General features: G+C 70.3%; 24 protein-coding genes. 17 read left to right on the forward strand and 7 right to left on the reverse strand.

Going from position 1 to position 23200, the window contains the following annotated elements; translation table 11 throughout:
- Positions 1–3 precede the first annotated feature (3 nt).
- The 3 genes from fabI (at position 4) to ACIQMX_RS23355 (ending at position 3007) form a co-directional block, all read left to right on the forward strand.
- Positions 4–771, forward strand: coding sequence for an enoyl-ACP reductase FabI (gene fabI, locus ACIQMX_RS23345; RefSeq protein ID WP_148016005.1), 768 nt, complete (start codon positions 4–6; stop codon positions 769–771).
- 163 nt (positions 772–934) lie between these two features.
- Positions 935–1327 (forward strand): hypothetical protein, encoded by a 393-nt coding sequence (locus ACIQMX_RS23350; RefSeq protein WP_402480717.1) that lies wholly within the window; start codon positions 935–937, stop codon positions 1325–1327.
- A 153-nt stretch (positions 1328–1480) separates the two neighbouring features.
- Positions 1481–3007, forward strand: a complete 1527-nt coding sequence (locus tag ACIQMX_RS23355) for a hypothetical protein (protein ID WP_402480719.1) — start codon at positions 1481–1483, stop codon at positions 3005–3007.
- Between the two features lie 37 nt (positions 3008–3044).
- On the opposite strand, the gene ACIQMX_RS23360 is transcribed toward ACIQMX_RS23355, so the two are convergent.
- Positions 3045–3719, reverse strand: coding sequence for a FadR/GntR family transcriptional regulator (locus ACIQMX_RS23360; RefSeq protein ID WP_363077578.1), 675 nt, complete (start codon positions 3717–3719; stop codon positions 3045–3047).
- Between the two features lie 116 nt (positions 3720–3835).
- Between ACIQMX_RS23360 and ACIQMX_RS23365 the strand changes: the two genes are divergently transcribed.
- The 4 genes from ACIQMX_RS23365 (at position 3836) to ACIQMX_RS23380 (ending at position 6207) form a co-directional block, all read left to right on the forward strand.
- Positions 3836–5122 carry an MFS transporter gene (locus tag ACIQMX_RS23365; protein WP_363077580.1) on the forward strand — a complete coding sequence of 429 codons (1287 nt, stop codon included), beginning with the start codon at positions 3836–3838 and terminating at the stop codon, positions 5120–5122.
- A gap of 26 nt (positions 5123–5148) precedes the next feature.
- On the forward strand, positions 5149–5259 hold the full coding sequence (locus ACIQMX_RS23370; protein ID WP_363077592.1) for an SGM_5486 family transporter-associated protein: 111 nt from the start codon (positions 5149–5151) through the stop codon (positions 5257–5259).
- Between the two features lie 148 nt (positions 5260–5407).
- Positions 5408–5614, forward strand: coding sequence for a hypothetical protein (locus tag ACIQMX_RS23375; protein WP_363077582.1), 207 nt, complete (start codon positions 5408–5410; stop codon positions 5612–5614).
- Positions 5615–5688: 74 nt separating this feature from the next.
- Complete coding sequence (locus ACIQMX_RS23380) at positions 5689–6207, forward strand: histidine phosphatase family protein (protein WP_363077584.1); 519 nt, start codon at positions 5689–5691, stop codon at positions 6205–6207.
- A 74-nt stretch (positions 6208–6281) separates the two neighbouring features.
- On the opposite strand, the gene serB is transcribed toward ACIQMX_RS23380, so the two are convergent.
- Positions 6282–7538 (reverse strand): phosphoserine phosphatase SerB, encoded by a 1257-nt coding sequence (gene serB / locus ACIQMX_RS23385; protein WP_363078764.1) that lies wholly within the window; start codon positions 7536–7538, stop codon positions 6282–6284.
- Between the two features lie 283 nt (positions 7539–7821).
- Here serB and ACIQMX_RS23390 point away from each other — a divergent pair, with 283 nt between their 5' ends.
- Positions 7822–10389, forward strand: coding sequence for an FHA domain-containing protein (locus ACIQMX_RS23390; protein ID WP_363078762.1), 2568 nt, complete (start codon positions 7822–7824; stop codon positions 10387–10389).
- 81 nt (positions 10390–10470) lie between these two features.
- On the opposite strand, the gene ACIQMX_RS23395 is transcribed toward ACIQMX_RS23390, so the two are convergent.
- Positions 10471–11238, reverse strand: coding sequence for a transglycosylase SLT domain-containing protein (locus tag ACIQMX_RS23395; protein ID WP_402480725.1), 768 nt, complete (start codon positions 11236–11238; stop codon positions 10471–10473).
- Positions 11239–11737: 499 nt separating this feature from the next.
- Here ACIQMX_RS23395 and ACIQMX_RS23400 point away from each other — a divergent pair, with 499 nt between their 5' ends.
- The 3 genes from ACIQMX_RS23400 (at position 11738) to ACIQMX_RS23410 (ending at position 13922) form a co-directional block, all read left to right on the forward strand.
- Positions 11738–12883 (forward strand): GAF domain-containing sensor histidine kinase, encoded by a 1146-nt coding sequence (locus ACIQMX_RS23400; RefSeq protein ID WP_402480727.1) that lies wholly within the window; start codon positions 11738–11740, stop codon positions 12881–12883.
- Positions 12876–13520, forward strand: coding sequence for a response regulator transcription factor (locus ACIQMX_RS23405; RefSeq protein ID WP_363078756.1), 645 nt, complete (start codon positions 12876–12878; stop codon positions 13518–13520). The genes ACIQMX_RS23400 and ACIQMX_RS23405 overlap by 8 nt, the downstream gene beginning before the upstream one ends.
- A gap of 150 nt (positions 13521–13670) precedes the next feature.
- A complete protein-coding gene (locus ACIQMX_RS23410) occupies positions 13671–13922 on the forward strand; it encodes a chaplin family protein (RefSeq protein ID WP_219572718.1) in 252 nt (83 codons plus the stop codon).
- Between the two features lie 162 nt (positions 13923–14084).
- On the opposite strand, the gene ACIQMX_RS23415 is transcribed toward ACIQMX_RS23410, so the two are convergent.
- Entirely contained in the window at positions 14085–14864 is a 780-nt protein-coding gene (locus ACIQMX_RS23415; protein ID WP_363078752.1) for a hypothetical protein, read from the reverse strand.
- 188 nt (positions 14865–15052) lie between these two features.
- Here ACIQMX_RS23415 and ACIQMX_RS23420 point away from each other — a divergent pair, with 188 nt between their 5' ends.
- From ACIQMX_RS23420 to ACIQMX_RS23435, 4 genes are all read left to right on the forward strand, one after another.
- The gene (locus ACIQMX_RS23420) at positions 15053–15850 is read left to right on the forward strand and encodes an ABC transporter ATP-binding protein (RefSeq protein WP_402480732.1); all 798 of its coding nucleotides are present in this window, start codon (positions 15053–15055) and stop codon (positions 15848–15850) included.
- Between the two features lie 79 nt (positions 15851–15929).
- Positions 15930–16358, forward strand: coding sequence for an NfeD family protein (locus ACIQMX_RS23425; protein WP_363078750.1), 429 nt, complete (start codon positions 15930–15932; stop codon positions 16356–16358).
- Between the two features lie 154 nt (positions 16359–16512).
- Positions 16513–17445 carry an SPFH domain-containing protein gene (locus ACIQMX_RS23430; RefSeq protein ID WP_363078748.1) on the forward strand — a complete coding sequence of 311 codons (933 nt, stop codon included), beginning with the start codon at positions 16513–16515 and terminating at the stop codon, positions 17443–17445.
- A gap of 62 nt (positions 17446–17507) precedes the next feature.
- Positions 17508–18275, forward strand: coding sequence for a sulfite exporter TauE/SafE family protein (locus tag ACIQMX_RS23435; RefSeq protein WP_363078746.1), 768 nt, complete (start codon positions 17508–17510; stop codon positions 18273–18275).
- A gap of 60 nt (positions 18276–18335) precedes the next feature.
- Here the strand turns inward: ACIQMX_RS23435 and ACIQMX_RS23440 are convergent, their stop codons facing one another.
- The 3 genes from ACIQMX_RS23440 to ACIQMX_RS23450 all read right to left on the reverse strand — a co-directional run bounded on the left by ACIQMX_RS23440 (position 18336) and on the right by ACIQMX_RS23450 (position 20385).
- Complete coding sequence (locus ACIQMX_RS23440) at positions 18336–18842, reverse strand: HNH endonuclease (RefSeq protein WP_402480736.1); 507 nt, start codon at positions 18840–18842, stop codon at positions 18336–18338.
- Positions 18843–18989: 147 nt separating this feature from the next.
- The gene (locus ACIQMX_RS23445; RefSeq protein ID WP_402480738.1) at positions 18990–19529 is read right to left on the reverse strand and encodes a YbhB/YbcL family Raf kinase inhibitor-like protein; all 540 of its coding nucleotides are present in this window, start codon (positions 19527–19529) and stop codon (positions 18990–18992) included.
- Positions 19530–19602: 73 nt separating this feature from the next.
- Positions 19603–20385, reverse strand: coding sequence for a sporulation protein (locus tag ACIQMX_RS23450; protein WP_363078740.1), 783 nt, complete (start codon positions 20383–20385; stop codon positions 19603–19605).
- 73 nt (positions 20386–20458) lie between these two features.
- Here ACIQMX_RS23450 and ACIQMX_RS23455 point away from each other — a divergent pair, with 73 nt between their 5' ends.
- Entirely contained in the window at positions 20459–21082 is a 624-nt protein-coding gene (locus tag ACIQMX_RS23455; RefSeq protein ID WP_402480741.1) for a DNA-3-methyladenine glycosylase, read from the forward strand.
- A 290-nt stretch (positions 21083–21372) separates the two neighbouring features.
- Entirely contained in the window at positions 21373–22497 is a 1125-nt protein-coding gene (locus ACIQMX_RS23460) for an MFS transporter (RefSeq protein WP_402480778.1), read from the forward strand.
- The last annotated feature ends 703 nt before the right edge of the window (positions 22498–23200 follow it).

The following is a 23200-nucleotide window of genomic DNA, read 5'->3' on the forward strand; positions in this document are numbered from 1 at the left end:
ACCATGAGCGGAATTCTCGACGGCAAGCGCATCCTCATCACCGGGGTGCTGATGGAGTCGTCCATCGCGTTCCACACCGCCAAGGTGGCCCAGGAGCAGGGCGCGGAGATCATCCTGACCGCCTTTCCGCGGCCCACGCTGACCGAGCGCATCGCCAAGAAGCTGCCCAAGCCCGCCAAGGTCATCGAGCTGGACGTGACCAACGCCGAGCACCTGGACCGGCTGGCCGGTCTGGTGCGCGACGAGCTCGGCTCGCTCGACGGCGTCGTCCACTCCATCGGGTTCGCCCCGCAGGACGCGCTGGGCGGCAACTTCCTCAACACCCCGTTCGAGTCGGTCGCCACGGCGATGCACGTCTCGGCGTTCTCGCTGAAGTCGCTCGCCATGGCGTGCAAGCCGCTGATGAGCGAGGGTGGCTCGATCGTCGGCCTCACCTTCGACGCCCAGTACGCCTGGCCGCAGTACGACTGGATGGGTCCGGCGAAGGCCGCCCTGGAGGCGACCTCCCGCTACCTCGCCCGTGACCTGGGCAAGGACGGCATCCGCTGCAACCTGATCTCGGCCGGACCGATCGGTTCCATGGCGGCCAAGTCCATCCCGGGCTTCGGCGAGCTCGCCGACGTGTGGAACACCCGCGCGCCGCTGGCGTGGGACATGAAGGACCCGGAGCCGGCGGGCCGCGGCATCGTCGCGCTGCTCTCGGACTTCTTCCCGAGGACCACGGGCGAGATCATCCACGTCGACAGTGGCGTGCACATGATGGGTGCCTGACCCTTTCGCGCATCACGGCCGCGCACCGCCTCCTCCGGGGGCGGTGCGCGGCCGTTTTCCTTGCCCCGCCCGGCCTCCCGGCGCTCAGGTCGAAAAGCTGGTCGATCCACCGCAGAATGTGGAGGAACCGGACTTCTGGTCAGGCCGAGGGGAGGAGATCGCTGTGCGCTGCACTCGTCACCGAACCCGATCCCTGCTGGTGGCCTCCGCCGTCGTCGCCGGGCTGCTCGTGCCCGCAGGCCTGTACGCGGCGGGGTACGTCGGCGCCGCGGGCGCGTCAGCGCCGCCCACGCCCGACCCCGAGCCCTCCGGCGCCGAATGCCGTACATCGGTGAAGGGCTCCCGGGTCGTCGCGTACTGCCACAACCCGTACCCGTCCGCCGACCGCGTCCAGCTGCACACCGAATGCGCCCGCTGGTGGGACATCGACGCCGACTCCAGGCCGGTCGAGGTCCCCGCGGGCCGGACCGTACGGCTGGACGACCGCTGCTGGAAGGAAGTCCGCTCCGCCTGGGTCACACACTCCACCGGGACACACAGGGCCAAGGCGTCCTAGAGCCGCGGGAGCGGGCAGGGCCACGGTCCCGGGCGGAGGCCCCAGGGACAAGGCCTCGTGCCGGCACGGCGCGCCCGGCCGTCCCGTCACGCGGTGATCGGGCAGGCTGGCCCCGGTCAGGGCTCATCCCGACCGCCCTGCCGAGGAGCGGTCATGTACGGACTACGGACCCCGAGCCCTGCCCCGGTGCGCGCGTCGGCTGAGCCGGCTCCCGGGGCCTCGTCGCGGTCGCTGCCCTGCCTCGCGGTGATCGCGGTGGTCTGCGTCGCCGTCCAACTGGCCTTCGTCGTACCGGGGTCGGGCCTGGGCTGGGACGAAACCGTCTACGTCAGCCAGGCCGGAGGCGACACCCCGGCCGCGTTCTTCAGCGCTCCCCGCGCCCGCGGCATCTCCTACCTGGTCGCTCCGGTCGCCGCCCTCACCGCGTCCACGGCCGCTCTGCGGATCTACCTCGCCCTGCTCTCGGCCGGCGCGCTCGTCGGCGCCTTCCAGGTCTGGCGCACCCTGGTGCCCTGCCGTGTCCTGGTCTGCGCGGGAGCCCTGTTCGCCACTCTCTGGCCGACCCTGTTCTACGGCTCCATGGCCATGCCGAACCTCTGGTGCGCGCTGGGCGCCCTGGCCGCCACCGGATGGGTTGCGCGCGCCGTGCTGCGCGGGGCGGGGCGGGCCGAGCTCCTCGGCGCGGGCGCGGCGACAGCGGTCGTGGTCCTGATGCGGCCGGCCGACGGGATGTGGCTCGCTCTGCCGTTGCTGCTGGTCACTGTCGTGCGACCGCGGATGTTCGCCGCGCTTGCCGTCGGGCTGCTCGCGGGCGCCGCGCCGTGGATCCTGGAGGCGTTCACGCACTACGGAGGGCCGCTCACCCGGCTGCACCGGGCCAGCGAGATCCAGGGCGGGCTGGGCTGGAACCTGGCGGTGGACGACCAGGCCAAGGCACTGGAAGGGCGCACCCTGTGCCGTCCCTGCACCATCGGGTGGAAGCGGCCCGGTACGACGGTCTGGTGGGCCCTGCTGCCGTTCCTCGCCGTCTCGGGCGTGGTCGCCGCCCGCCGGACGGGCCGGTCCGCGGTGATCCTCCTGGCGACCGGGACCGCGGTGTCGCTGGCGGTGCCGTACCTCTTCCTGATCGAGTACGCCGCGCCCCGCTTCCTGCTGCCCGCCTACGCACTGCTGTCCCTGCCGGTGGCGGAGTGCCTGGTGCGCCTGTACGACCGGGCGCGCCGGCCCGCCGGACGGCTCACGGGGCAGTGGCGCGTCGTCGCGCTCGCCGCCGTCCTCACCGCCCACCTGGCCGTGCAGCTCCAGGTGACGAGCCGGGTGTCCGCCAGCAGCCATTCCACCAGCGCGGACTTCACGGCCGTGGCCGCCGCGCTCCACCGCCACGGAATCCGCCCGCCCTGCGTGATCAGCGGCGACCAGGCGGTCCCGATCGCCTACTACGCGGGCTGCGCCTCACGCCAGACCGCCGGGCACGACGGAAGCATCACCCCCGCCGGTCTCCGGGACGCCGCCCGACGGGTCCCCACGGCCGTACTCGTCGCCGGCGGCGGCCCCCGGCCGTCGTACGCACCCTCGGGGCCGCCCGTCTTCCTGGCGGAGACCCGGGACGCGGGTCCGTACACCGGCTACCTGTTCGCACCGCCGGACAGTTCCCCGGCCCGGGCCCGTCCGGGCCCATGAGGCGGCCCGGCCGCAGGTACGGGCGCCCGGTGTGGCGTCAGACCCGGTCCACCAGGCAGCTCAGCGCGTGGCTCGCGGCCTCCGCGGCAGCGGTCTCCGCGTCCCCGGCCCGGATCGCCTCGACGAGCCGGCTGTGGTCCATGTGGTTCTCCGGCCGCAGCTCATGGCCGATGTCGTCCCGCAGATAATCCCGCAGCAGGTCGCCCAGGTCGGCGTAGAGCCCGGTCAGCACCTCGTTGTGCGAGGCGGCGACCACGGCCAGGTGCAGTGTCGCGTCCGCCGCCACGAACGCCTCGGCGTCCCCCGCAGCCCAGGTCTCCTCCCGGCGCAGCATGAGCGCGTCCAGCTGCTTCAGGTCCCGCTCGGTGCGACGGCCGGCGGCCAGGCGTGCCGCCGACGACTCCAGCGTCGAGCGCAGCTCGGCCACATGGCGCGGATCGGCGGACGCGAACCTGCGGTGCATCACCCCGGCCAGCTCGCTGACGGCCACCACATAGGTGCCCGAACCCTGCCGGATGTCGAGCAGCCCGTTGTGCGCGAGCGCGCGCACCGCCTCGCGGACGGTGTTGCGGGCCACCCCCAGCTGCTCGACCAGCTCGGGCTCGGTGGGGATGCGCGAACCCACGGGCCACTCGCCCGAGGTGATCTGGTTCCGCAACTGGGCAATCACCTGGTCGGCGAGTGCCGAACGCCGCGGGGACGTCAGCGCCATGGTGCTCCTTGCTCGGGTGTGCGGCGGGACGGCGGGCGCCCCGCCGTCTCGCGGAGGTATCCGAATCTTCTCAGAGGATTGGACAAGTAATCATCCCATGATTCTATGATGGCCCCATGCGTGACGACGAAACCTCTCCCCGGACCCCCACCAGGACACTGGACCCGGCGGCGCCGGCGGCCCCCCGCACCGAGGCGCCGGCCCGGGCCGCCGGACCCGCGCCGTGGGTGTTCCGCCTGGTCGCCGTCGGGCTCGTCCTCACCGCGCTCAACCTCCGCCCCGCCATCACCAGCCTCGGCGCCCTCCTCGAAGAGGTGCGCGACGGGCTGCACATGAGCGGCAGCGTCGCCGGCGTACTCACCTCCGTACCGCCCCTCTGCTTCGCGGTCTTCGGCATCATGGCCCCACGCCTGGCCCGCCGATTCGGACCGGGCGCGGTCGTCTGCGCGGGCATGGTCGCCATCACCGCGGGCCTGGTGATCAGGCCCCTCGTCGGAGGCACGGCGGGCTTCCTCGCCGCGAGCGCGCTCGCCCTCATGGGCATCGCCGTCAGCAACGTCCTGATGCCGGTGATCGTCAAGCGCTGGTTCCCGGACCGCGTCGGCTCCATGACCGGCCTCTACTCCATGGCCCTGGCCCTCGGCACCTCGCTGGCCGCGGCCGTGACCGTACCCATGACCGAGGCGATGGGTGGCAGTTGGAAGGCAGGCCTCGGCGTCTGGGCCGCGCTCGCCGCCGCCGCGATCCTGCCGTGGATCCCGCTGGTACGGGACCGCAGCGGCGCCGCCGGACACGCCGCGGCCCACCGGACCGAGGCCCCCGCGCTCCGGATCACCCGCAGCCGTACCGCCTGGGCCCTCGCCTGCTTCTTCGGCCTCCAGGCCACCGCCGCCTACATCACCATGGGGTGGATGCCCCAGATCTTCCGTGACGCCGGGGTCTCGGCCGGTACGGCGGGCGTCCTGCTCGCCGTCACCATGGCCATGGGCGTGCCGCTCGCCTTCGTCATCCCCAGGGTCGCCGCGCGGATGAGGAACCAGGGCCCGATCGTCGTCTTCCTCGGCGTCTGCGGCCTCATCGGCTACGCGGGCCTCTACCTCGCCCCGTCCGGCGGGGCCTGGGTCTGGGCCGTGCTCCTGGGCATCTCGAACTGCTCCTTCCCGCTCGCTCTCACCATGATCGGCATGCGCTCCCGCAGCGGCGCCGGAGTGGTCAGGCTGTCCGCGTTCGCGCAGTCCACCGGCTACCTCATCTCGATCCCCGGACCGCTCCTGGTCGGCGTGCTCTACCAGCACAGCGGCGGCTGGGAGCTGCCCATCGCGCTCATGGCGGCCCTGATGGTGCCCCAGATGGTGGCCGGCATCCTGGCCGGCCGGGACCGGACGATCGAGGACGAATGCTGAGATGCGAGACTGGGGCCATGTCTCCTGTGCTCGATCCGAATCCCCAGAACGGTCAGAAGAAGCTGCTCATGGTCTTCGGGACCATGCTGCTGATCACCGTCGTCGTCGGCATCATCGCCTCCATCGCCTCTCCGTGACGCCCGGCTCCCGGTGCGATGGTGGGGCTGGCCCCACCATCCCCTAGGGGGCCAGGGTCAGGGTGAAGTGGGTGGCTCACCGGATGGGAGCGGCGCCCCCGGATCCGTAGGTTCTGAGTACCGGAATCCAGCACCCACGGAGGCGGACATGCCGACCCGTACGCACACCCGCTCCACCCGCCCGGACGCCGCCGGTGTCGAGGTCAGGCTGCCGTGGTGGGCCGTCGCGCTGCCCGCCGTGGCCTTCGGCGCGCTCCTGCTGCTGATCGCCGGACCGGGGCAGGCGCAGGCCGCCACGGGTGATCCCGTGGTCGGCCGGTTGCTGGAGCGAATCGTGGAGCTGCTGACCGCCTGACCTCCGGAGCACGGGGCGGGGAAGCCCTCCAACACCCTGCGCCAGCTGGCACATTTCATGCGAAGCTGAGGTGTATGAGCGTCGATACACCTCGCAGGATCGTCCTTCTCAGGCACGCGAAGGCGGAATGGTCGCAGGACTCCGACCATGAGCGGCCGCTCGCGGAGCGCGGCCGCAAGGATGCCCCCGTGGCAGGCCGCAGACTCGCCGATTCCGGAATCGTCTTCGATCTGGCCCTCTGCTCGACCGCGGTCAGGACGCGTGAGACCTGGAAGCTGGCCGTGCACGAGATGCCGGAGCGTCCCAGGACCGTGTACGAGGAGAGGCTCTACGAAGCCTCGCTCGGCGAGCTGATCGCCTTGATCAACGAGACCCCCGACGACGTCCGCGATCTGTTGGTCATCGGCCACAACCCCGGCATGCACGCCGTCGCCGACGCCCTGTCGGGCGGGGCGGAGGGTGACGCTCTGGCCCGGATGACCAGCGGCGGTTTCCCGACCGCCGCGTTCGCCGTGGTCGAGCTCCCCGGCACCTGGAAGAGCGTGGAGCACGGCGTCGGCAAGCTCGTCGAGTACTGGACTCCGAACGACTGACCGCCCCGGCCGACGACAGGGCCCGGGTCCGCATGCCTCGGCGTGCGGACCCGGGCCCTGTTGTACGCGTGCCCCTATTCGACGAGACCGTCGGCGGCCTCGACCTCCTCGCGGGTGATGCCGAGCAGATACAGCACGGTGTCCAGGAACGGCACGTTCACCGCGGTGTGCGCCGCCTCGCGGACCACCGGCTTGGCGTTGAAGGCGACCCCGAGCCCCGCGGTGTTCAGCATGTCCAGGTCGTTCGCCCCGTCACCGATCGCCACCGTCTGCGCCAGCGGCACCCCGGCCTCCGCGGCGAAGCTCCGCAGCAGCCGGGCCTTGCCCGCCCGGTCGACGATGTCCCCGGTCACCCGGCCGGTGAACTTCCCGTCGACGACCTCCAGGGTGTTGGCAGAGGCGAAGTCGAGCCCGAGCCGCTCCTTGAGATCGTCCGTCACCTGCGTGAACCCGCCGGAGACGACGCCCACTTGGTAGCCGAGCCGCTTCAGCGTACGGATCAGGGTGCGGGCACCCGGCGTCAGCCGGACGTCGGCGCGCACCTTCTCCACCACCGACGCGTCGAGCCCCGCCAGCAGCGCCACGCGCGCGTGCAGCGACTGCTCGAAGTCGAGCTCGCCCCGCATCGCCTGCTCGGTCACGGCGGCGACCTCGGCCTCGCAGCCGGCATGGGCCGCGAAGAGTTCGATGACCTCGTCCTGGATCAGCGTCGAGTCGACGTCCATCACGACGAGCCGCTGCGCCCGGCGGCTCAGCCCGGCCGAGACGACCGCCACGTCGACGCCGATCCCGGCGGCCTCGACGGCCAGCGCGGTGCGCAGCGTCTCGGTCCCGGTGCCCGACACCGCGAACTCGACGGCGGTGACCGGATACTTCGCCAGCCGGAAGATACGGTCGATGTTTCCGCCGGTCGAGGTGATCGTGGCCGCTATGGCCGCGGTCGACTCCGCGGTCAGCGGGTGCCCGAGCACCGTCACATGGGAACGGCCGTCGCCGCGCGGACGGTTGTCGCCCGTGCCGGAGATGATCTCGGCCTGCAGTTTCAGCGACTCCGCCCAGCTGTGCACGGTGGCCCGCAGGTCGCCCTCGGTGGTCCCGCCCGCGGTCGGCGCGGTGACCAGCGCGCACAGGACGATACGGCCACGGGTGACGACCTGCTCGATGTCGACCACATCGACCGAGTAGGCGGCGAGGGTGTCGAAGAGCCCGGCGGTGATGCCGGGCCGGTCCTTCCCGAAGATCTTCACGAGGAGGGTCGGCGTGTCCGCGTCCCGACGTGACTCAGGAGGCTCAGGGGACAGCGAGGACTGAGGGGGCTGAGATGCGCTCATGGTGCTCCCACCGTATCGGTCCGCGGTACGCCCCCGACGGCCCGTCCCGAGGACCGGACAGCCGGTCCGGTGCCGGGAATGTTCGCCTTCGGTGCCGTCCGCATGCTCTGCCGGCAGTCGCGGTGATAACCGGCGTTTTACTCCGGGTCGTTCGCAACGGTGCGGTCTCGGTTCGGTCAACCGCCCGCCCGGCTTTCGCATCGGGGACTGCTCCTGGAATAGTTCCCCACGATGTTCAGCATCCCTAGACTCCCTGCAACGGGGGTAATTCGGGGGACAACTAGTGGGGCGCGGAGTGCCGGAACTCGTACTGGAATTGAATGGCAGGACCTGGACGCTCGATCCGTCCAGGTCGTACACCCTCGGACGTGATCCGCAGGGGGACATGACGATCGACGACGCCAGAGTGTCGTGGCGGCACGCCACGATCAGCTGGAGCGGACGCGGCTGGTTCATCGAGGACCACGGCAGCACCAACGGCACGTATGTGCACGGCCAGCGGATCCACCAGATGGAGATCGGGCCCGGCTCCACCGTGAACCTGGGCAACGCCACCGACGGCCCCCGGCTGAGCCTCAGCGGAGCCGGCGCGTACAGCGGGCAGGCGGCCGCGGGCGCCCAGGCCCCGGCCCAGCAGCCGCAGCAGGCCCCGCAGCAGCAGCCGTACCAGCCGACGCCGGGCGTACAGCAGCAGCCGCCGGCCCCGCAGGCCCAGCAGCAGGCCTGGCCGCAGCAGCCCCCGGCTCAGCAGCAGCCCTATGTGCCGCCGCAGCAGGGCATGGCACCGGGACCTCACGGCGGCGGCCCGGGCGGCGCGGCGGGGGCACCGCCCGTCTACGGCGACCGCAGCCCGACCACGTTCCACCAGTTCGCGCTCGGCCGGGTGATGCGGATCGGCCGTGCGCTGGAGAACGAGCTGGTCGTCTCCGACCTCCAGGTCTCGCGCCACCACGCCGAGTTCCACGCGACACCCGACGGCCGGTTCGAGATCCGCGATCTCGGGTCCCACAACGGCACGTACGTCAACGGTCAGCCGCTCTCGAAGTCCGGCTCCGCGCTCATCGGCCCGAACGACATCGTCGGCGTCGGTCACTCGACGTTCCGGCTGGTCGGCGACCGGCTCGAGGAGTTCGTCGACACCGGTGAGGTCTCCTTCGCCGCCCGCCACCTCACGGTGACGGTCGACGGCGGGAAGCAGATCCTCAAGGACGTCTCGTTCGGCGTCCCGGAGAAGTCGCTGATCGGAGTCATCGGCCCGTCCGGTTCCGGCAAGTCCACCCTGCTCAAGGCACTCACCGGCTACCGGCCCGCCAACCAGGGCGACGTCCTCTACGACAACCGGAACCTCTACAAGCAGTTCGCCGAGCTGCGCCAGCGCATCGGTCTGGTCCCGCAGGACGACATCCTGCACAAGGAGCTGACCGTCACCCGGGCCCTCAAGTACGCCGCCAAGCTCCGCTTCCCCGCGGACACCACGGAGGCCGAGCGCCAGGCCCGGATCCACGAGGTCCTCGCCGAGCTCAAGCTCGACATCCACAAGGACAAGAAGGTCACCTCACTCTCCGGCGGCCAGCGCAAGCGCGTCTCCGTGGCCCTGGAGCTGCTGACCAAGCCCTCGCTGATCTTCCTGGACGAGCCGACCTCCGGCCTCGACCCGGGCATGGACCGCGATGTCATGCAGCTGCTGCGCGGCCTGGCCGACGACGGACGTACCGTCCTGGTCGTCACGCACTCGGTCGCCGAGCTGGCCATCTGCGACAAGCTCCTGGTGATGGCGCCCGGCGGTTCCGTCGCCTACTTCGGCCCGCCGGAGGAAGCGCTCAACTTCTTCGGCTACAGCACCTGGGCCGACGTCTTCTCCGCGTTCGAGAACTACCGCGACTACGACTGGTCGGGCCGCTGGCGCGGCTCGCAGCACTACCAGATGTACGCCGCGGACATCGACGCCGTCGCCGCGCAGCCCGTCCACATGCCGCCGCACCAGCAGATGCGCCCGCCGAAGCCGCAGGGCTGGATGACCCAGCTGTGGACGCTGATGCGCCGCTACGTCTCGGTGATCGCGTCCGACAAGGGCTTCATGGGCCTGATGGTGATCCTGCCGGCGGTGCTCGGCATCGTCAGCGTGGTCATCCCCGCCGACTTCGGCCTCGCCCCGCCGAAGCCGCCGTCCCGGTTCAACGGCGACGCCGGCACGATCATGCTGATCCTGGTGATCGGGATGACCTTCTCCGCCGCGGCCAACTCCGTACGAGAGCTGATCAAGGAACGGGTCATCTACGAACGGGAACGGGCCACCGGCCTCTCCCGCTCGGCCTACCTGATGTCCAAGGTGATCGTGCTCGGCGTGATCACGGCCATCCAGGGCGTCATCATCTGCGGCATCGGCTTCGCCACCCGCGACCTGCCCGCCGAGGGCCTGATCATGCCGCCCGCCGTGGAGCTCTGCGTGACGATCATCGCGCTCGGCTTCACCTCGATGATGTTCGGCCTGGTGATCTCCTCGCTGGTGAAGACCTCCGAGAAGACCATGCCGCTGCTGGTCATGTTCGCGATCGTCCAGGTCGTCTTCACCGGCATCCTCTTCCAGGTCTACGGATCGCCCGGCCTGGAGCAGTTCGCCTGGCTGATGCCGTCCCGCTGGGCCATCGCGGGCGCGGGCTCCACGCTCGACCTCGCCCACCTGATGCCGCCGTGGGACCAGAAGAACCCCACGGACCTGGACCCGCTGTGGGAGCACTCGGCCGGCCAGTGGGGGATCAACGTCGCGGTGCTGCTGGTCCTCGGCATCATCTGCGGGGTGGCGGTCGCCCGGCTGCTGCGCCGCCACGAGCCCGAGGTCATGCGCAAGTAGCGGGCAGCCCCTGCGCACAGCACGACGCCGAAGGGCGGCACCCCGCGGGGGTGCCGCCCTTCGGCGTCGGTCGGGAACTGCTCAGTACGCGCTGTCGACGTTGTCGATCGAGCCGTACTTGTCGGCGGCGTAGTTGGCCGACGCGGTGATGTTGGCGACCGGGTCGTACTGGGTGTGGGGGGTACCGCTGACGTGGTAGTAGTCGAACGTCGGCTTGATGATCTGCAGCAGACCGATCGACGGCACGCCGTTCTGGGCGTTGATGTCCCAGTCGTTGATGGCGTTCGGGTTGCCGCTGGACTCACGGATGATGTTGCGGTGCAGGCCCTCGTAGGTGCCCGGGATGCCCCGCTCCTTCATGATGGCGAGCGACTCCTTGATCCATCCGTCCAGGTTGTCGGAGTAGACCGGGCTACGGGACTCGGAGCGGCTCGCGGCGTGGTTGCGGCGCTCGGAGACGTCCTTCTTCGCCTTGGCCTTCTTCGCCTTGGCCTTGATGTGCGCCTCGCTCTTCACCTTCTCGGCCTTGGCGACGGCTTCGACCTTGGCCTTCTCGGCCTTGGCGGCGGCGGCCTTCTCGGCCTTCGCGGCGTCGACGGCCTTGACCAGCTGCTCGGCGGTGGAGTGCTGCTCCAGGATGCTGTTCTGGATCGTCTTCGCCTGCGGCGCGGTGGAGTCGAAGACGACGGGAGACGCGGAGAGGGCCTGCGGCTCGGTCTCGGCCGCGGCGTTACCCGGCACCAGGGACAAGGAGAGGGCAGCGGCGGCGACGGCGGAGATGCCGGCGGCGGAGAGCTTCTGGGTCTTGTTCAGGTTACGGATACGGCCGGGAATGCGGGACGCGGACATACAGGCATACCTCTTCGAATCGCGGAAGGTCCTCACGGAGGACGAAGACGGGAGGCGACTTCGCTTCTCCGTCGGGGACGAGTGCAATTGTTAGCGGCAGCAAAACGGCGTGGCAAAGGTGTGACGTACGAAGCCGGGTAGTGGAACAGGAGGGTGTTTTGAACCCTTCATCCCTGCTCATGACCACCCAAATCGCCCTTATCGCTCCACTAGGGAGCTTCGTAAGTGACGTGGGTCCTATGCATGGCCTCACATCGGGTGGGTAACAGTTTCACCGTCCGTTGCGACAGCAATTCGGAATGTTAGGTTCCGGTGCGGTGCGGTGCGGTGCGGTGCGGTGCAGTGCAGTGCAGTGCAGTGCGGATCGGTCGAGCGGCTTGAGGGGGCACCCCGGGAGGCACGGGGGAGCGGCCCGGCTCGTGGTCCTAGTCCCAGAGCCCCGGTCAGGGCCGTCCACAGCCCGATACGGAGCCGGTGGGCCCGCCGGTACGGTGAGGCCATGAGCCATCGCCCACCGTCGGGCCTCGCTGCGGTGAGTGCCGCGCTGCTCGCCATGAGCAGGCACCTCGAAATGCGGGACGTCCTGAAGACGATCGTCGCGTCGGCCCGTGAACTGCTGGACGCCGAGTACGCGGCCCTCGGGGTCCCGGACGACCACGGCGGCTTCGCCCAGTTCGTCGTCGACGGCGTCAGCGACGAGCAGTGGAAGGCCATCGGCCCGCTCCCGCGGCAGCACGGCATCCTCGCCGCGATGCTCCACGAGGCGAAGCCCGAGCGGCTGGCCGACGTCCGCAAGGATCCGCGCTTCGAGGGCTGGCCGGCCGCCCACCCCGACATGTCCGACTTCCTCGGGCTGCCGATCAGGGACGGCGACGACGTCATCGGCGCCCTCTTCCTCGCCAACAAGCGCTGCCCGAAGCCCGAGGGAACCTGCGGTTTCACCGCGGAGGACGAGGAACTGCTGGGGATACTCGCCCAGCACGCCGCGATCGCCCTGACGAACGCCCGGCTCTACGAGCGCAGCCGTGAGCTGACCATCGCCGAGGAACGCTCCCGGCTCGCCCACGAGCTGCACGACGCGGTCAGCCAGAAGCTCTTCTCCCTCCGGCTCACCGCCCAGGCCGCCGCCGCGCTGGTCGACCGCGACCCGGCCCGCGCCAAGGGCGAGCTCCAGCAGGTCGCGGCCCTGGCGGCCGAGGCCGTCGACGAACTGCGTGCCGCCGTCGTCGAACTGCGCCCCGCAGGCCTCGACGAGGACGGCCTCATCGCCACCCTCCGGACCCAGATCCAGGTCCTGGACCGCGCCCACACCGCCCGTGTCACCTTCGCGAGCACTGCGGTACGGGCCCTGCCGGCCGCCCAGGAGGAGGCCCTGCTCCGGGTCTCCCAGGAGGCCCTGCACAACGCCCTGCGCCACTCGGGAGCTGGGCACGTCGACGTCACGCTCGCCCGCCGCGACGGCGGCACGGTGCTGCGGATCTCGGACGACGGCCGCGGCTTCGACCCGGCGGCCACCCGCCTGGCGGGCAGGCACCTGGGCCTCGTCTCGATGCGGGACCGCGCCGACGGCGTCGGCGGCAAGCTCACCGTTGAATCGGCGCCCGGCAAGGGCACCACGATCGAGATGGAGGTGCCCGGTGGCTGACAGGCTCATCAGGGTGCTGCTGGTCGACGACCACCAGGTGGTCCGCCGAGGTCTGCGCACGTTCCTGGAGATCCAGGACGACATAGAGGTCGTCGGCGAGGCGGCCGACGGTGCCGAAGGCGTGGCCAGGACGGAGGAGCTGCGGCCCGACGTGGTGCTGATGGACATCAAGATGCCGGGCACCGACGGCATCGAGGCCCTGCGCAGGCTCCGCGAGCTGGAGAACCCGGCCAAGGTCCTGATCGTCACGAGCTTCACCGAACAGCGCACCGTCGTCCCCGCCCTGCGCGCCGGTGCCTCCGGCTACGTGTACAAGGACGTCGACCCGGACGCACTGGCCGGTGCCATCCGCTCGGTGTACGCGGGCCACGTCCTGCTCCAGCCGGAAGTGGCCGGTGCGCTGCTGGCCCAGGACGACCCGGGCAGCGGCACGGGCCGGGGGAGCAGCCTCACCGAGCGGGAGCGGGAGGTTCTGGGCCTGATCGCCGACGGCCGGTCGAACCGGGAGATCGCGCGGGCCCTGGTGCTCTCCGAGAAGACCGTCAAGACGCACGTCTCGAACATCCTGATGAAGCTGGACCTCTCCGACCGCACCCAGGCAGCGCTCTGGGCGGTCCGGAACGGGGCGGCGGGCTGAACCGGCGGCCGCATCCGGGCGTCACTCCCCGAGCGCGGGTTTCACACTCCCGTGTGTACGTCACCCGAACGGCGCATCCTCTTCCGGCCGGATGCGTTCTTCATGGCGTGCTGCGGCGGCCGGCCGCAGCGACGCTAGGAGGATCCTGAAGTGAAGAACCTGAAGAAGGCTGCTGCCGTCACCATGATCGCCGGTGGCATCATCGCCGCCGGTGCCGGAGCGGCCTCCGCCACCGGTCACAGCGGTGCCGGCGCCCACGGTGTCGCGGCCCACTCCCCGGGTGTGGCCAGCGGCAACCTCGTCCAGGTCCCGGTCCACGTCCCGGTGAACGTGGTCGGCAACACCGTCAACGTGATCGGCCTGCTCAACCCTGCCTTCGGCAACTTCGGCCTGAACGGCTGAGGCGCCGCAGCCACGGCGATGCCGCCGGCCCGGCCCACGAGGGCCGGGCCGGCGGCATCGCGCCGTCCGACCGGGCCCCGCGTGCCGACCGTGCCGCGTCGTGCGGCCCGGTCCTGTGCGCCCTCGCGTGTCCACCGCGCCGTGCCGTCCGGACCTGCGCGCCTACCGCGCCCGCTCCTCCACATACGCGTTGTACGCCGCCACCTGCGCCCGCCGGGCCACCCGCTCCACCGGCCGCAGCGCCTCCCCCCGCGCCGCCATCTCCGACGCGCTGACCGCACCGCCGTGCCCGTTCTCGTACGCCACCGAGACCAGCAGCCCGACCCGCTGCGCCAGCTCCAGCACCCGTACCGCCCGCGGCGGATATCCCGGGGCCAGCACCTCGCGCCCCCGCTCCGCCCGCGCCCGGTACGCGTCCACCGCGGCTTCGGCCACCGGGCCCGATCCGGCCACATCGAGCCGTGACAGCAGCGCCGTCGCGTCCCGCAACGCCTCGGCGAGCTCCCGCTCCGCCTCGCCCAGCGACGGCACATCGGCCGGCGGGGCCTCGCGTACCGCCAGGCACTGCCACACCACATCGACGCGGAGGTCTCCCGCGGGCCCCGCCTCCCGCACCTCGGGCACCAGCCCGTACGGCGCACCGAAGGTCACCACGGCCTCCTCGGCCTCCAGGGCCCTGGCGTTGAACTCCGCCGGGCCGCTGAGGCCCAGCGGATGCCCGGGAACCGGCAGCGCGACCCGGAAGCCCGTCACCCCCAGCCCGCGCAGCCGCCCGAGCGCGAGCGTGAGACCGACCGGCCCCGCCTCACCCGGCAGCCCCTCGACGCGGTGCACCGCGTCCTGTCCGACGATGGCGAGCGCCGCGTCGTCCGGCGACACGAGCCCGGCCAGCAACGCGTTGCCCCAAGCGGCCAGCAGTCCTGAGCGTGGTTCCGAAAGCATGGCGACAGCCTAGGTGGTGCCCGCGAAGTACCGTCCGGCCCTGCGTCCGGCCGGGCGGGGACCGTACGACAACCGGGCGACGACGGGCCCAGCGCCTGAAGCGCTCGCGCAGTGGCGTAGGTTTTCCCTGGGAGCTGTGCCCACAGGCACGCGACGATCTCGAGACTGCATGGGGAGACAACGCGCTCATGAGCGATGTACTGGAGCTGGTGGACGTATCAGTGGTCCGCGACGGACGCGCTCTGGTGGACGACGTCTCCTGGTCGGTCAAGGAGGGGGAGCGCTGGGTCATCCTCGGCCCGAACGGCGCCGGCAAGACCACCCTCCTCAACATCGCGTCCAGCTACCTCTTCCCGACCAAGGGCACCGCCACGGTCCTCGGCGAGCAGCTCGGCGGCGTCGGAACCGACGTCTTCGACCTGCGCCCCCGCATCGGCATCGCGGGCGTCGCCATGGCCGAGAAGCTGCCCAGGCGCCAGACCGTGCTGCAGACGGTGCTCACCGCCGCGTACGGCATGACCGCCACCTGGAACGAGAACTACGACAAGGTCGACGAGGACCGCGCCCGCGCCTTCCTCGACCGGCTCGGCATGACCGAGTACCTCGACCGGAAGTTCGGCACGCTGTCCGAGGGCGAGCGCAAGCGCACGCTGATCGCCCGCGCCATGATGACGGACCCCGAGCTGCTCCTCCTCGACGAGCCGGCCGCGGGTCTCGACCTCGGCGGCCGCGAGGACCTGGTCCGCCGCCTCGGCCGGCTGGCCCGCGACCCGTACGCGCCCTCCATGATCATGGTGACCCACCACGTCGAGGAGATCGCCCCCGGCTTCACCCATGTCCTGATGATCCGCCAGGGCAAGGTCCTCGCCGCCGGCCCCATGGAGACCGAGCTCAGCTCCCGCAACCTCTCCCTCTGCTTCGGTCTGCCGCTTGTCGTCGAGCACCAGGGCGAGCGCTACACGGCCCGCGGACTGCCGCTCGGCTGAGGGGCGTTGGTCCCGGCGCCGCCGGACCCGACCGCTTGCGCACTGTCCCCGGAGGGACTCCCGGTCATACGATGACCACGTGGACATCGACGCGTGGGTGTGGTGGCTGATCGGCGCGGTGGGACTGGGCATCCCCCTCGTCCTGACCGCGATGCCCGAGTTCGGCATGTTCGCCGTCGGAGCGGTGGTCGCGGCGGTCGTCGCGGCACTCGGCGGCGGAGTCGTGGCCCAGGTCCTGGTCTTCGTCATCGTCTCGGTGGCCCTCATCGCCGTGGTCCGCCCGATCGCCAACCGGCATCGCGGGGACCGGCCCCACCTGGCCACCGGCATCGACGCGCTGAAGGGCCGTCAGGCCGTCGTGCTGGAACGGGTCGACGGCAGCGGCGGCCGGATCAAGCTGGCCGGAGAGATCTGGTCGGCCCGCTCCCTCGACGCGGAGCTCAGCTTCGAACCGGGCCAACAGGTCGATGTCGTCGACATCGACGGGGCCACGGCCGTCGTCATGTGAGGCGAACGGCCCCCACAGCAGCGCCCGTTCTGCGAGACTCGATGTCGATCATCATGGAAACCGGACCGGCAGGACAACCGACCTGACCCACGGCCCATCCGATCTCGACCTCGCTCATCGCGATCCGTCGGCAACCGAAGGGCACGAGGAAACGATGCAACCGATCATCATCGTCCTGATCATTCTGGTGGTGCTCGTCTTCATCGCCCTGATCAAGACGATCCAGGTCATCCCCCAGGCCAGCGCCGCCATCGTGGAACGTTTCGGCCGGTACACCCGCACCCTCAACGCGGGCCTGAACATCGTCGTTCCGTTCATCGACTCGATCCGCAACCGGATCGACCTGCGTGAACAGGTCGTCCCCTTCCCACCGCAGCCGGTGATCACCCAGGACAACCTGGTCGTCAACATCGACACGGTCATCTACTACCAGGTGACCGACGCCAGGGCGGCGACGTACGAGGTCGCCAGCTACATCCAGGCCATCGAGCAGCTCACCGTCACCACGCTCCGCAACATCATCGGCGGCATGGACCTGGAGCGGACCCTGACCTCCCGCGAGGAGATCAACGCCGCGCTGCGCGGAGTCCTCGACGAGGCCACCGGCAAGTGGGGCATCCGCGTCAACCGCGTCGAGCTGAAGGCGATCGAGCCGCCCACCTCCATCCAGGACTCGATGGAGAAGCAGATGCGCGCCGACCGTGACAAGCGCGCCGCGATCCTCCAGGCCGAAGGTACCCGCCAGTCGGCGATCCTCACCGCGGAGGGCGAGAAGCAGTCCGCGATCCTGCGCGCCGAGGGTGAGGCCAAGGCGGCCGCCCTGCGCGCGGAGGGCGAGGCCCAGGCGGTCCGTACGGTCTTCGAGGCGATCCACGCAGGCGACCCGGACCAGAAGCTCCTCTCGTACCAGTACCTCCAGATGCTCCCGAAGATCGCCGAGGGCGACGCCAACAAGCTGTGGATCGTGCCCAGCGAGATCGGCGACGCCCTCAAGGGCCTCAGCGGCGCCTTCGGGAACCTCGGCACCGGCATGCCCGGCTTCGACACCGGCGGCAAGGAGCGACGCGAGCAGCCCCCGGTCGAATGACGTGTACACCCCCTCATGCATGATCAGTGCACCAAGCACCGATCATGCACGGGGGAGTCGGTATGACCATCTGGGAGATGCTCGCGGTCTTCGTCGCGGGCGTCAGCGCGGGCGCGATCAACACGATCGTCGGGTCGGGGACACTGATCACCTTCCCGGTGCTGCTCGCCACCGGCCTGCCTCCGGTGACCGCCACCGTCTCCAACGCACTCGGTCTGATCCCCGGATCCATCAGCGGCGCGATCGGCTACCGCAAGGAACTCCAAGGACAGCGCCGCCGCGTCCTCAAGCTCTCCGCCGGCGCCCTGATCGGCGGCCTCACCGGCGCCACGCTGCTGCTCAAGCTGCCGTCCAGCGCCTTCGAGACCATCGTCCCGATCCTGGTCGCTCTCGCGCTCGTCCTGGTCATCCTGCAACCGCGCATCAGCAAAGCGGTCCAGCGCCGCCGCGAACACACAGGTGCCACAGTCCGGCCCGACGGCGGCCCGCTGCTCTTCGTCGGCCTGATGCTCGCCAGCGTGTACGGCGGCTACTTCACCGCCGCCCAGGGGATCATCTACCTCTCCCTGATGGGCATGCTGCTCGACGACACCATGCAGCGCCTCAACGCTGTGAAGAACGTCCTGGCGGCCGTCGTCAACAGCATCGCCGCGCTCTTCTTCCTCTTCGTCGCGGACTTCGACTGGACGGCCGTCGTGCTGATCGCCGTCGGCTCCGCACTCGGCGGTCAGATCGGCGCCAAGATCGGCCGCCGGCTCAGCCCCACGTTCCTGCGCGCCCTCATCGTCACGGTCGGCACGGTCGCCATCGTCCAGCTGGTACTGCGCTGACGCACGGAAGCCCGCTCCTCACCGAAGCGGGCTTCCCCTACGTCACCAGGCGTACGGCGGCTACGCCGCGGACTGCGCCAGCCACTCCGGCAGCGCCGACCGGTCACCGGCCCCCAGCGCCAGCAGCATCGCGTCCGCGGGCGACGGCACGAACGGCTGCTTCAGCAACGGCATGCCCGCCTGCTCCGGCGTACGCGCCGCCTTGCGGTGGTTGTCCTCGGCGCAGGAGGCCACCGTGTTGAGCCACGTGTCCTGACCGCCCTGGGCCCGCGGCACCACGTGGTCGACGGTGCTCGCCCGCCGCCCGCAGTACGCGCATCTGTGCTGGTCCCGGATCAGCACACCCCGTCTGGACCACGGTGCCTGTCTTCGGAACGGCACCCGTACGTACCGGCAGAGCCTGATCACCCGGGGCAACGGAATGTCCACGGCGGCACCACGCATACGGAGGTCGGGGTGCGACTGCTCGACGACGGCCTTGTCCTGAAGAATCAGCACCACCGCACGGTTCAGCGTCACCGTCGACAGCGGCTCGAAGCTCGCGTTCAGCACCAGTGTGTCCCGCATTTCGCCCACCTCCCGTGTGCCGCCCGCCCCCTGGCAGGCCCGGATCAACTCTGGCCGGGCAGGCCGTGATGGACAACGCAATAAAAAATGCCCTGCCCTGATCTCTCCAAGACCAGGGCAGGGCAAACAGGGGTGGAACCTTTGACTTCAGCCGTTCGTGGCGGGCTCCGCGTACTCACCGATCAGCTGGGCACGGCCCAGCGTGTGGAACCGCAGGTTGAATCCGACCGCCGCCGGAGAGGTGTCGCTGTCCGGACCGAGCTTCTCGCTGTCCACCGCGTACACGGTGAACACGTAGCGGTGGTTCTCGCCGGCCGGCGGGGCGGCGCCGCCGAACTCCTTCGACCCGTAGTCGTTACGGGCCTGGACGGCGCTCGCGGGCAGTTCTTCGAACGTCCCGCTCCCCGCACCCGCGGGCAGTTCCGTGACCGAAGCCGGGATGTCGAAGACCACCCAGTGCCAGAAGCCGCTGCCCGTCGGGGCATCCGGGTCGAAGCACGTCACGGCGAAGCTCTTCGTCTCCGCGGGGAAACCCTCCCACCGCAGCTGCGGCGAGGTGTTGCCCGCCGCGTGGACCTGTGCGTCCGCAAGCACGGCCCCCGGCGCGAGGTCCTCGCTCGCCACGGTGAACGACGGGACCTCGGGATGGAAGTCGTGCGGCAGCGGGGCCCTCTTCGGCTCGGTCACGTCAGCACCTCTCCTGATCGGTTCTGCTCGCGGAAGGATGGGAAGGATTCGGAAAGTCTCCTTCCCCTCGACCCTAGAGCCAGTTGCGCTGCCCGCCGACCTGTGCCAGCCACTGGTTCAGGTACGCCGCCCAGTCGGTCCCCTGGAAGTCGTTCAGACCGACCTTGAACGCACGGTAGGAGTCGCTGCCCTCACTGAAGAGACCCGGCTTCTTGTCCATCTCCAGAACGACGTCCATCTCGCGGTCGTCCGCGACGAACGTCAGCTCGACCTGGTTCAGCCCCCGGTACTGCGACGGCGGGAAGAACTCGATCTCCTGGTAGAACGGCAGCCGCTGACGCGTGCCGCGGATGTGGCCTCGCTCCATGTCCGCGCTGCGGAAGCCGAAGCCCAGCTGCCCGAACGCGTCCAGGATGGCCTGCTGCGCCGGCAGCGGGTGCACGTTGATGGGGTCGAGGTCGCCCGAGTCCAGCGCCCGCGCGATCGCCAGCTCCGTGGTCACCCCGATGTTCATGCCGTGCAGGTGCTGGCCCGCGAACATCGTGATCGGCGTCTCCCAGGGGATCTCGAGCCCGAACGGCACGACGTGCACCGCGCCCGCCCGCACCTCGAAGGCACCACCGAGGCGCAGCTTGGTGAACTCGATGTCCTGCTTGGTCTCCTGGTCCTGGCCCTCGACCTCGACCCGGGCCTGCAGACCGACGGAAAGGCCCTCGATCTGCTGGTCCACGGAACCGCCCTGGATCCGCACCTCGCCCTGGACGACCCCGCCCGGTACGACGTTGAGCTCGGTCAGCTCCGTCTCCACCGAGGCGCCACCGGCACCCATGCTCGCGAGCAGCCGCTTGAAGCCCATGTTTTCTCCTCCTAGGTCCTGACCCCTACATACGCGTGATGACCGTAGTCGGTTCCCGGTAGCCTCGGACGTCATGATCGATGGCCAGGACCGCAGGCTGCTGACGCGGCCCGCCGAAGAGGTCGCCCCCGAACTGCTCGGGAGCGTTCTGACCTGCAAGACCCCCGAGGGAACCGTGAGCATCACCATCACGGAGACCGAGGCGTACTCCGGCACGGCCGACCCGGCCTCCCATGCTTACCGGGGCCGGACCCCACGTAACGCCGTCATGTTCGGGCCCGCGGGCCACCTGTACGTCTACCGGTCCCACGGCCTGCACTGGTGCGCCAACGTCGTCACCGGGACGGACGGCATCGCCTCGGCCGTCCTCGTCCGGGCAGGCAGGGTCGTCGAGGGCGAGGACCTGGCACGCAGGCGCCGAGGGGAGACGGTCGAGGGTCCACGTCTTGCCCGAGGTCCGGGGAACTTCTGCCAGGCACTCGGCATCACGGCGGAGCACAATGGCGCGGATCTCCTGGCCGGCACCTCGGTGCGGTTGTCCGGGGGCGAGCGGGTACCCGCCGCGCTCATCCAGACCGGTCCCCGGGTGGGCGTGAGCAAGGCCCACGACTGGCAGCACCGGTTCTACCTCGCCGGTGACGCGACGGTCTCGGCATACCGGCTGAGCCCGAGAGCAAGACCGTCCGCCGGAGCCTGAGCCGCTGTGCGCCGTGACGCGGAACCGCCCACCGGAACCGGAAGCCGGCCGGGAGGTCCTGTGCCGGCGTGTCATCCGGCATGAACCGATGACCCCGAACTCCGGGGCAGGGCCGCCACCCTGTTCCCGCCCCGTGCTGCTGAATGCGGTTGCGCGGGGATCGGTGAGCCGACTGGGATACCTCCATGGACCATGCCATGGAGCGGGCACCACGGACGAGCGCGGGAAGAGACCGTGCGATCACGGGGCGACCGGCTCCGTGGCACGGGCCGGCCGTGCTCGTGGGCCTCATGGCGGCCGCCTTCACCTTCAACACGGCGGAGAACCTGCCGATCGGCCTCTTGGAGCTCATCTCCCGAAGCCTTCGGGTCTCCCCGTCGGAGGTCGGTCTCCTGGTCACCGGCTACGGCGTGACGGTCGCCGTTGGATCACTGCCGCTCGTCCATGCCACGCGGGCCCTGCCCCGACGTCATGTGCTGACAGGACTGCTGGCCGCGCTCGTCGTGTCCAGCCTGGCCGCGGCACTTGCCACCTCGTACTGGCTGCTCCTCGCGGCACGGCTCCTGACCGCGCTCGCCCAGGCGCTGTTCTGGGCCGTGATGGGACCGGTCGCGGTCGGCCTGTTCGCGCCCGGAGTCCGTGGGCGCGTACTAGGGGCTCTGTCCGTCGCGGGTTCGCTCGCCCTCGTGCTCGGTGTTCCCGCCGGGACGTGGCTGGGACAGCGGAGCGACTGGCGGGTGCCGCTCGCCGTGCCGGCGGCCCTGGGCTTCCTCTCTCTGGTGACGGTCGCCGTGCTGCTGCCGACCTCGCGTCCGGAGGAGGAGCCCGCCGCCTACGGAATCCGTCCCGACACCCGGCGGTTCGGGATCGTGCTGGCGGCCGGGACTCTGTCCGCCACCGGGGCGTTCGCGGGATACACCTACATCGTCACGTTCCTCAGAGAGGTGAGCGGGTTCTCCCCGAGCGTGATCAGCACCCTGTTCGTCGCCTTCGGCGCCGCGTGTCTGGCCGGGGTGAGCGTCACCGGGGCCCTGCTCGACCGCTTTCCGCAGGCCGCGCTGACCACCGCCGTGGCCACACAGGCGGTGGGCATGCTCGGCCTGTACGCGACCGGCACGAACCCGGTGGCGGCGGTGGTGTTCCTGGCGCTGATGGGCAGTGCGCTCGGGCCGGTGTTCATGACCACCCAGAACGAGATGCTGCGTTGCGCACCGGGCCGCACGGATATCGCACTCGCGGCGAACTCCGGTGCGTACAACGCCGGTATCGCCGGGGGCGCCGCGCTCGGGGGACTGATCCTGCCGCTGGCCGATGCGCGGGGAACCTTCCTCGCCGGAGGACTGCTGACCCTCGCGGGCTGCGCGGTGCTGCTCGGCGGGAGGCTGCTGCCTCACGGACCGGAGTCCGCCGAGTAGAGGCGCGCCCAGCGCTCGGCGTCGCACTCACACGTCGGTTCTCGGCCCGCAAAGACAGAGAACCGGCCAAAGGGCCGCCCCCTCGCGCGCCCGGCCCTCGACGCCGGGCCGGGCGCTCCATGAGCGGACGCCATCGCCTGCCCCCGGCTTCCCTCTCCCCGTATTGCGGGGTAGTCACCCGCGGTGACCAGGTGTGAAACAGCCCTTGCACGGGGGTGGGCGGTGACGGAACCGGTCTCTCCGTGGCGCTTCCGGATCAACGATGACCCGCAACGAGCCCTTACCGGCCCATGACTCACGCCGCAGGCCGACTTGACTCGCCCTTGGTGGACGCCTACTGTAGTCCGAGCCGCTTGACACGGGTACAGCTTTTGGTTCGGTCCATCGGATCGCACGCCTGGCAACCCGAAGCGGCCAACCACTACCTACGATTCACCCTCAGCGGGTGCGTATTTTGGCGTGCCGAAATACGACCTGAATGGCTCGATTATGAGTCACCGAGGGAATCCGCTAAAGTAGTGGACACGCCGAAAGGGAAAGCGCGAAAGCGAAGAACTGGAAAGCGGAAATGCGAAACCCGCTTCGACCGGGAATCGGACACGAAAGAGTCTGATAGAGTCGGAAACGCAAGACCGAAGGGAAGCGCCCGGAGGAAAGCCCCAGAAAATGTTCTGAGGGTGAGTACAAAGGAAGCGTCCGTTCC

The organism is Streptomyces sp. NPDC091416, assembly GCF_044756845.1.
Classification (GTDB): Bacteria; Actinomycetota; Actinomycetes; order Streptomycetales; family Streptomycetaceae; genus Streptomyces.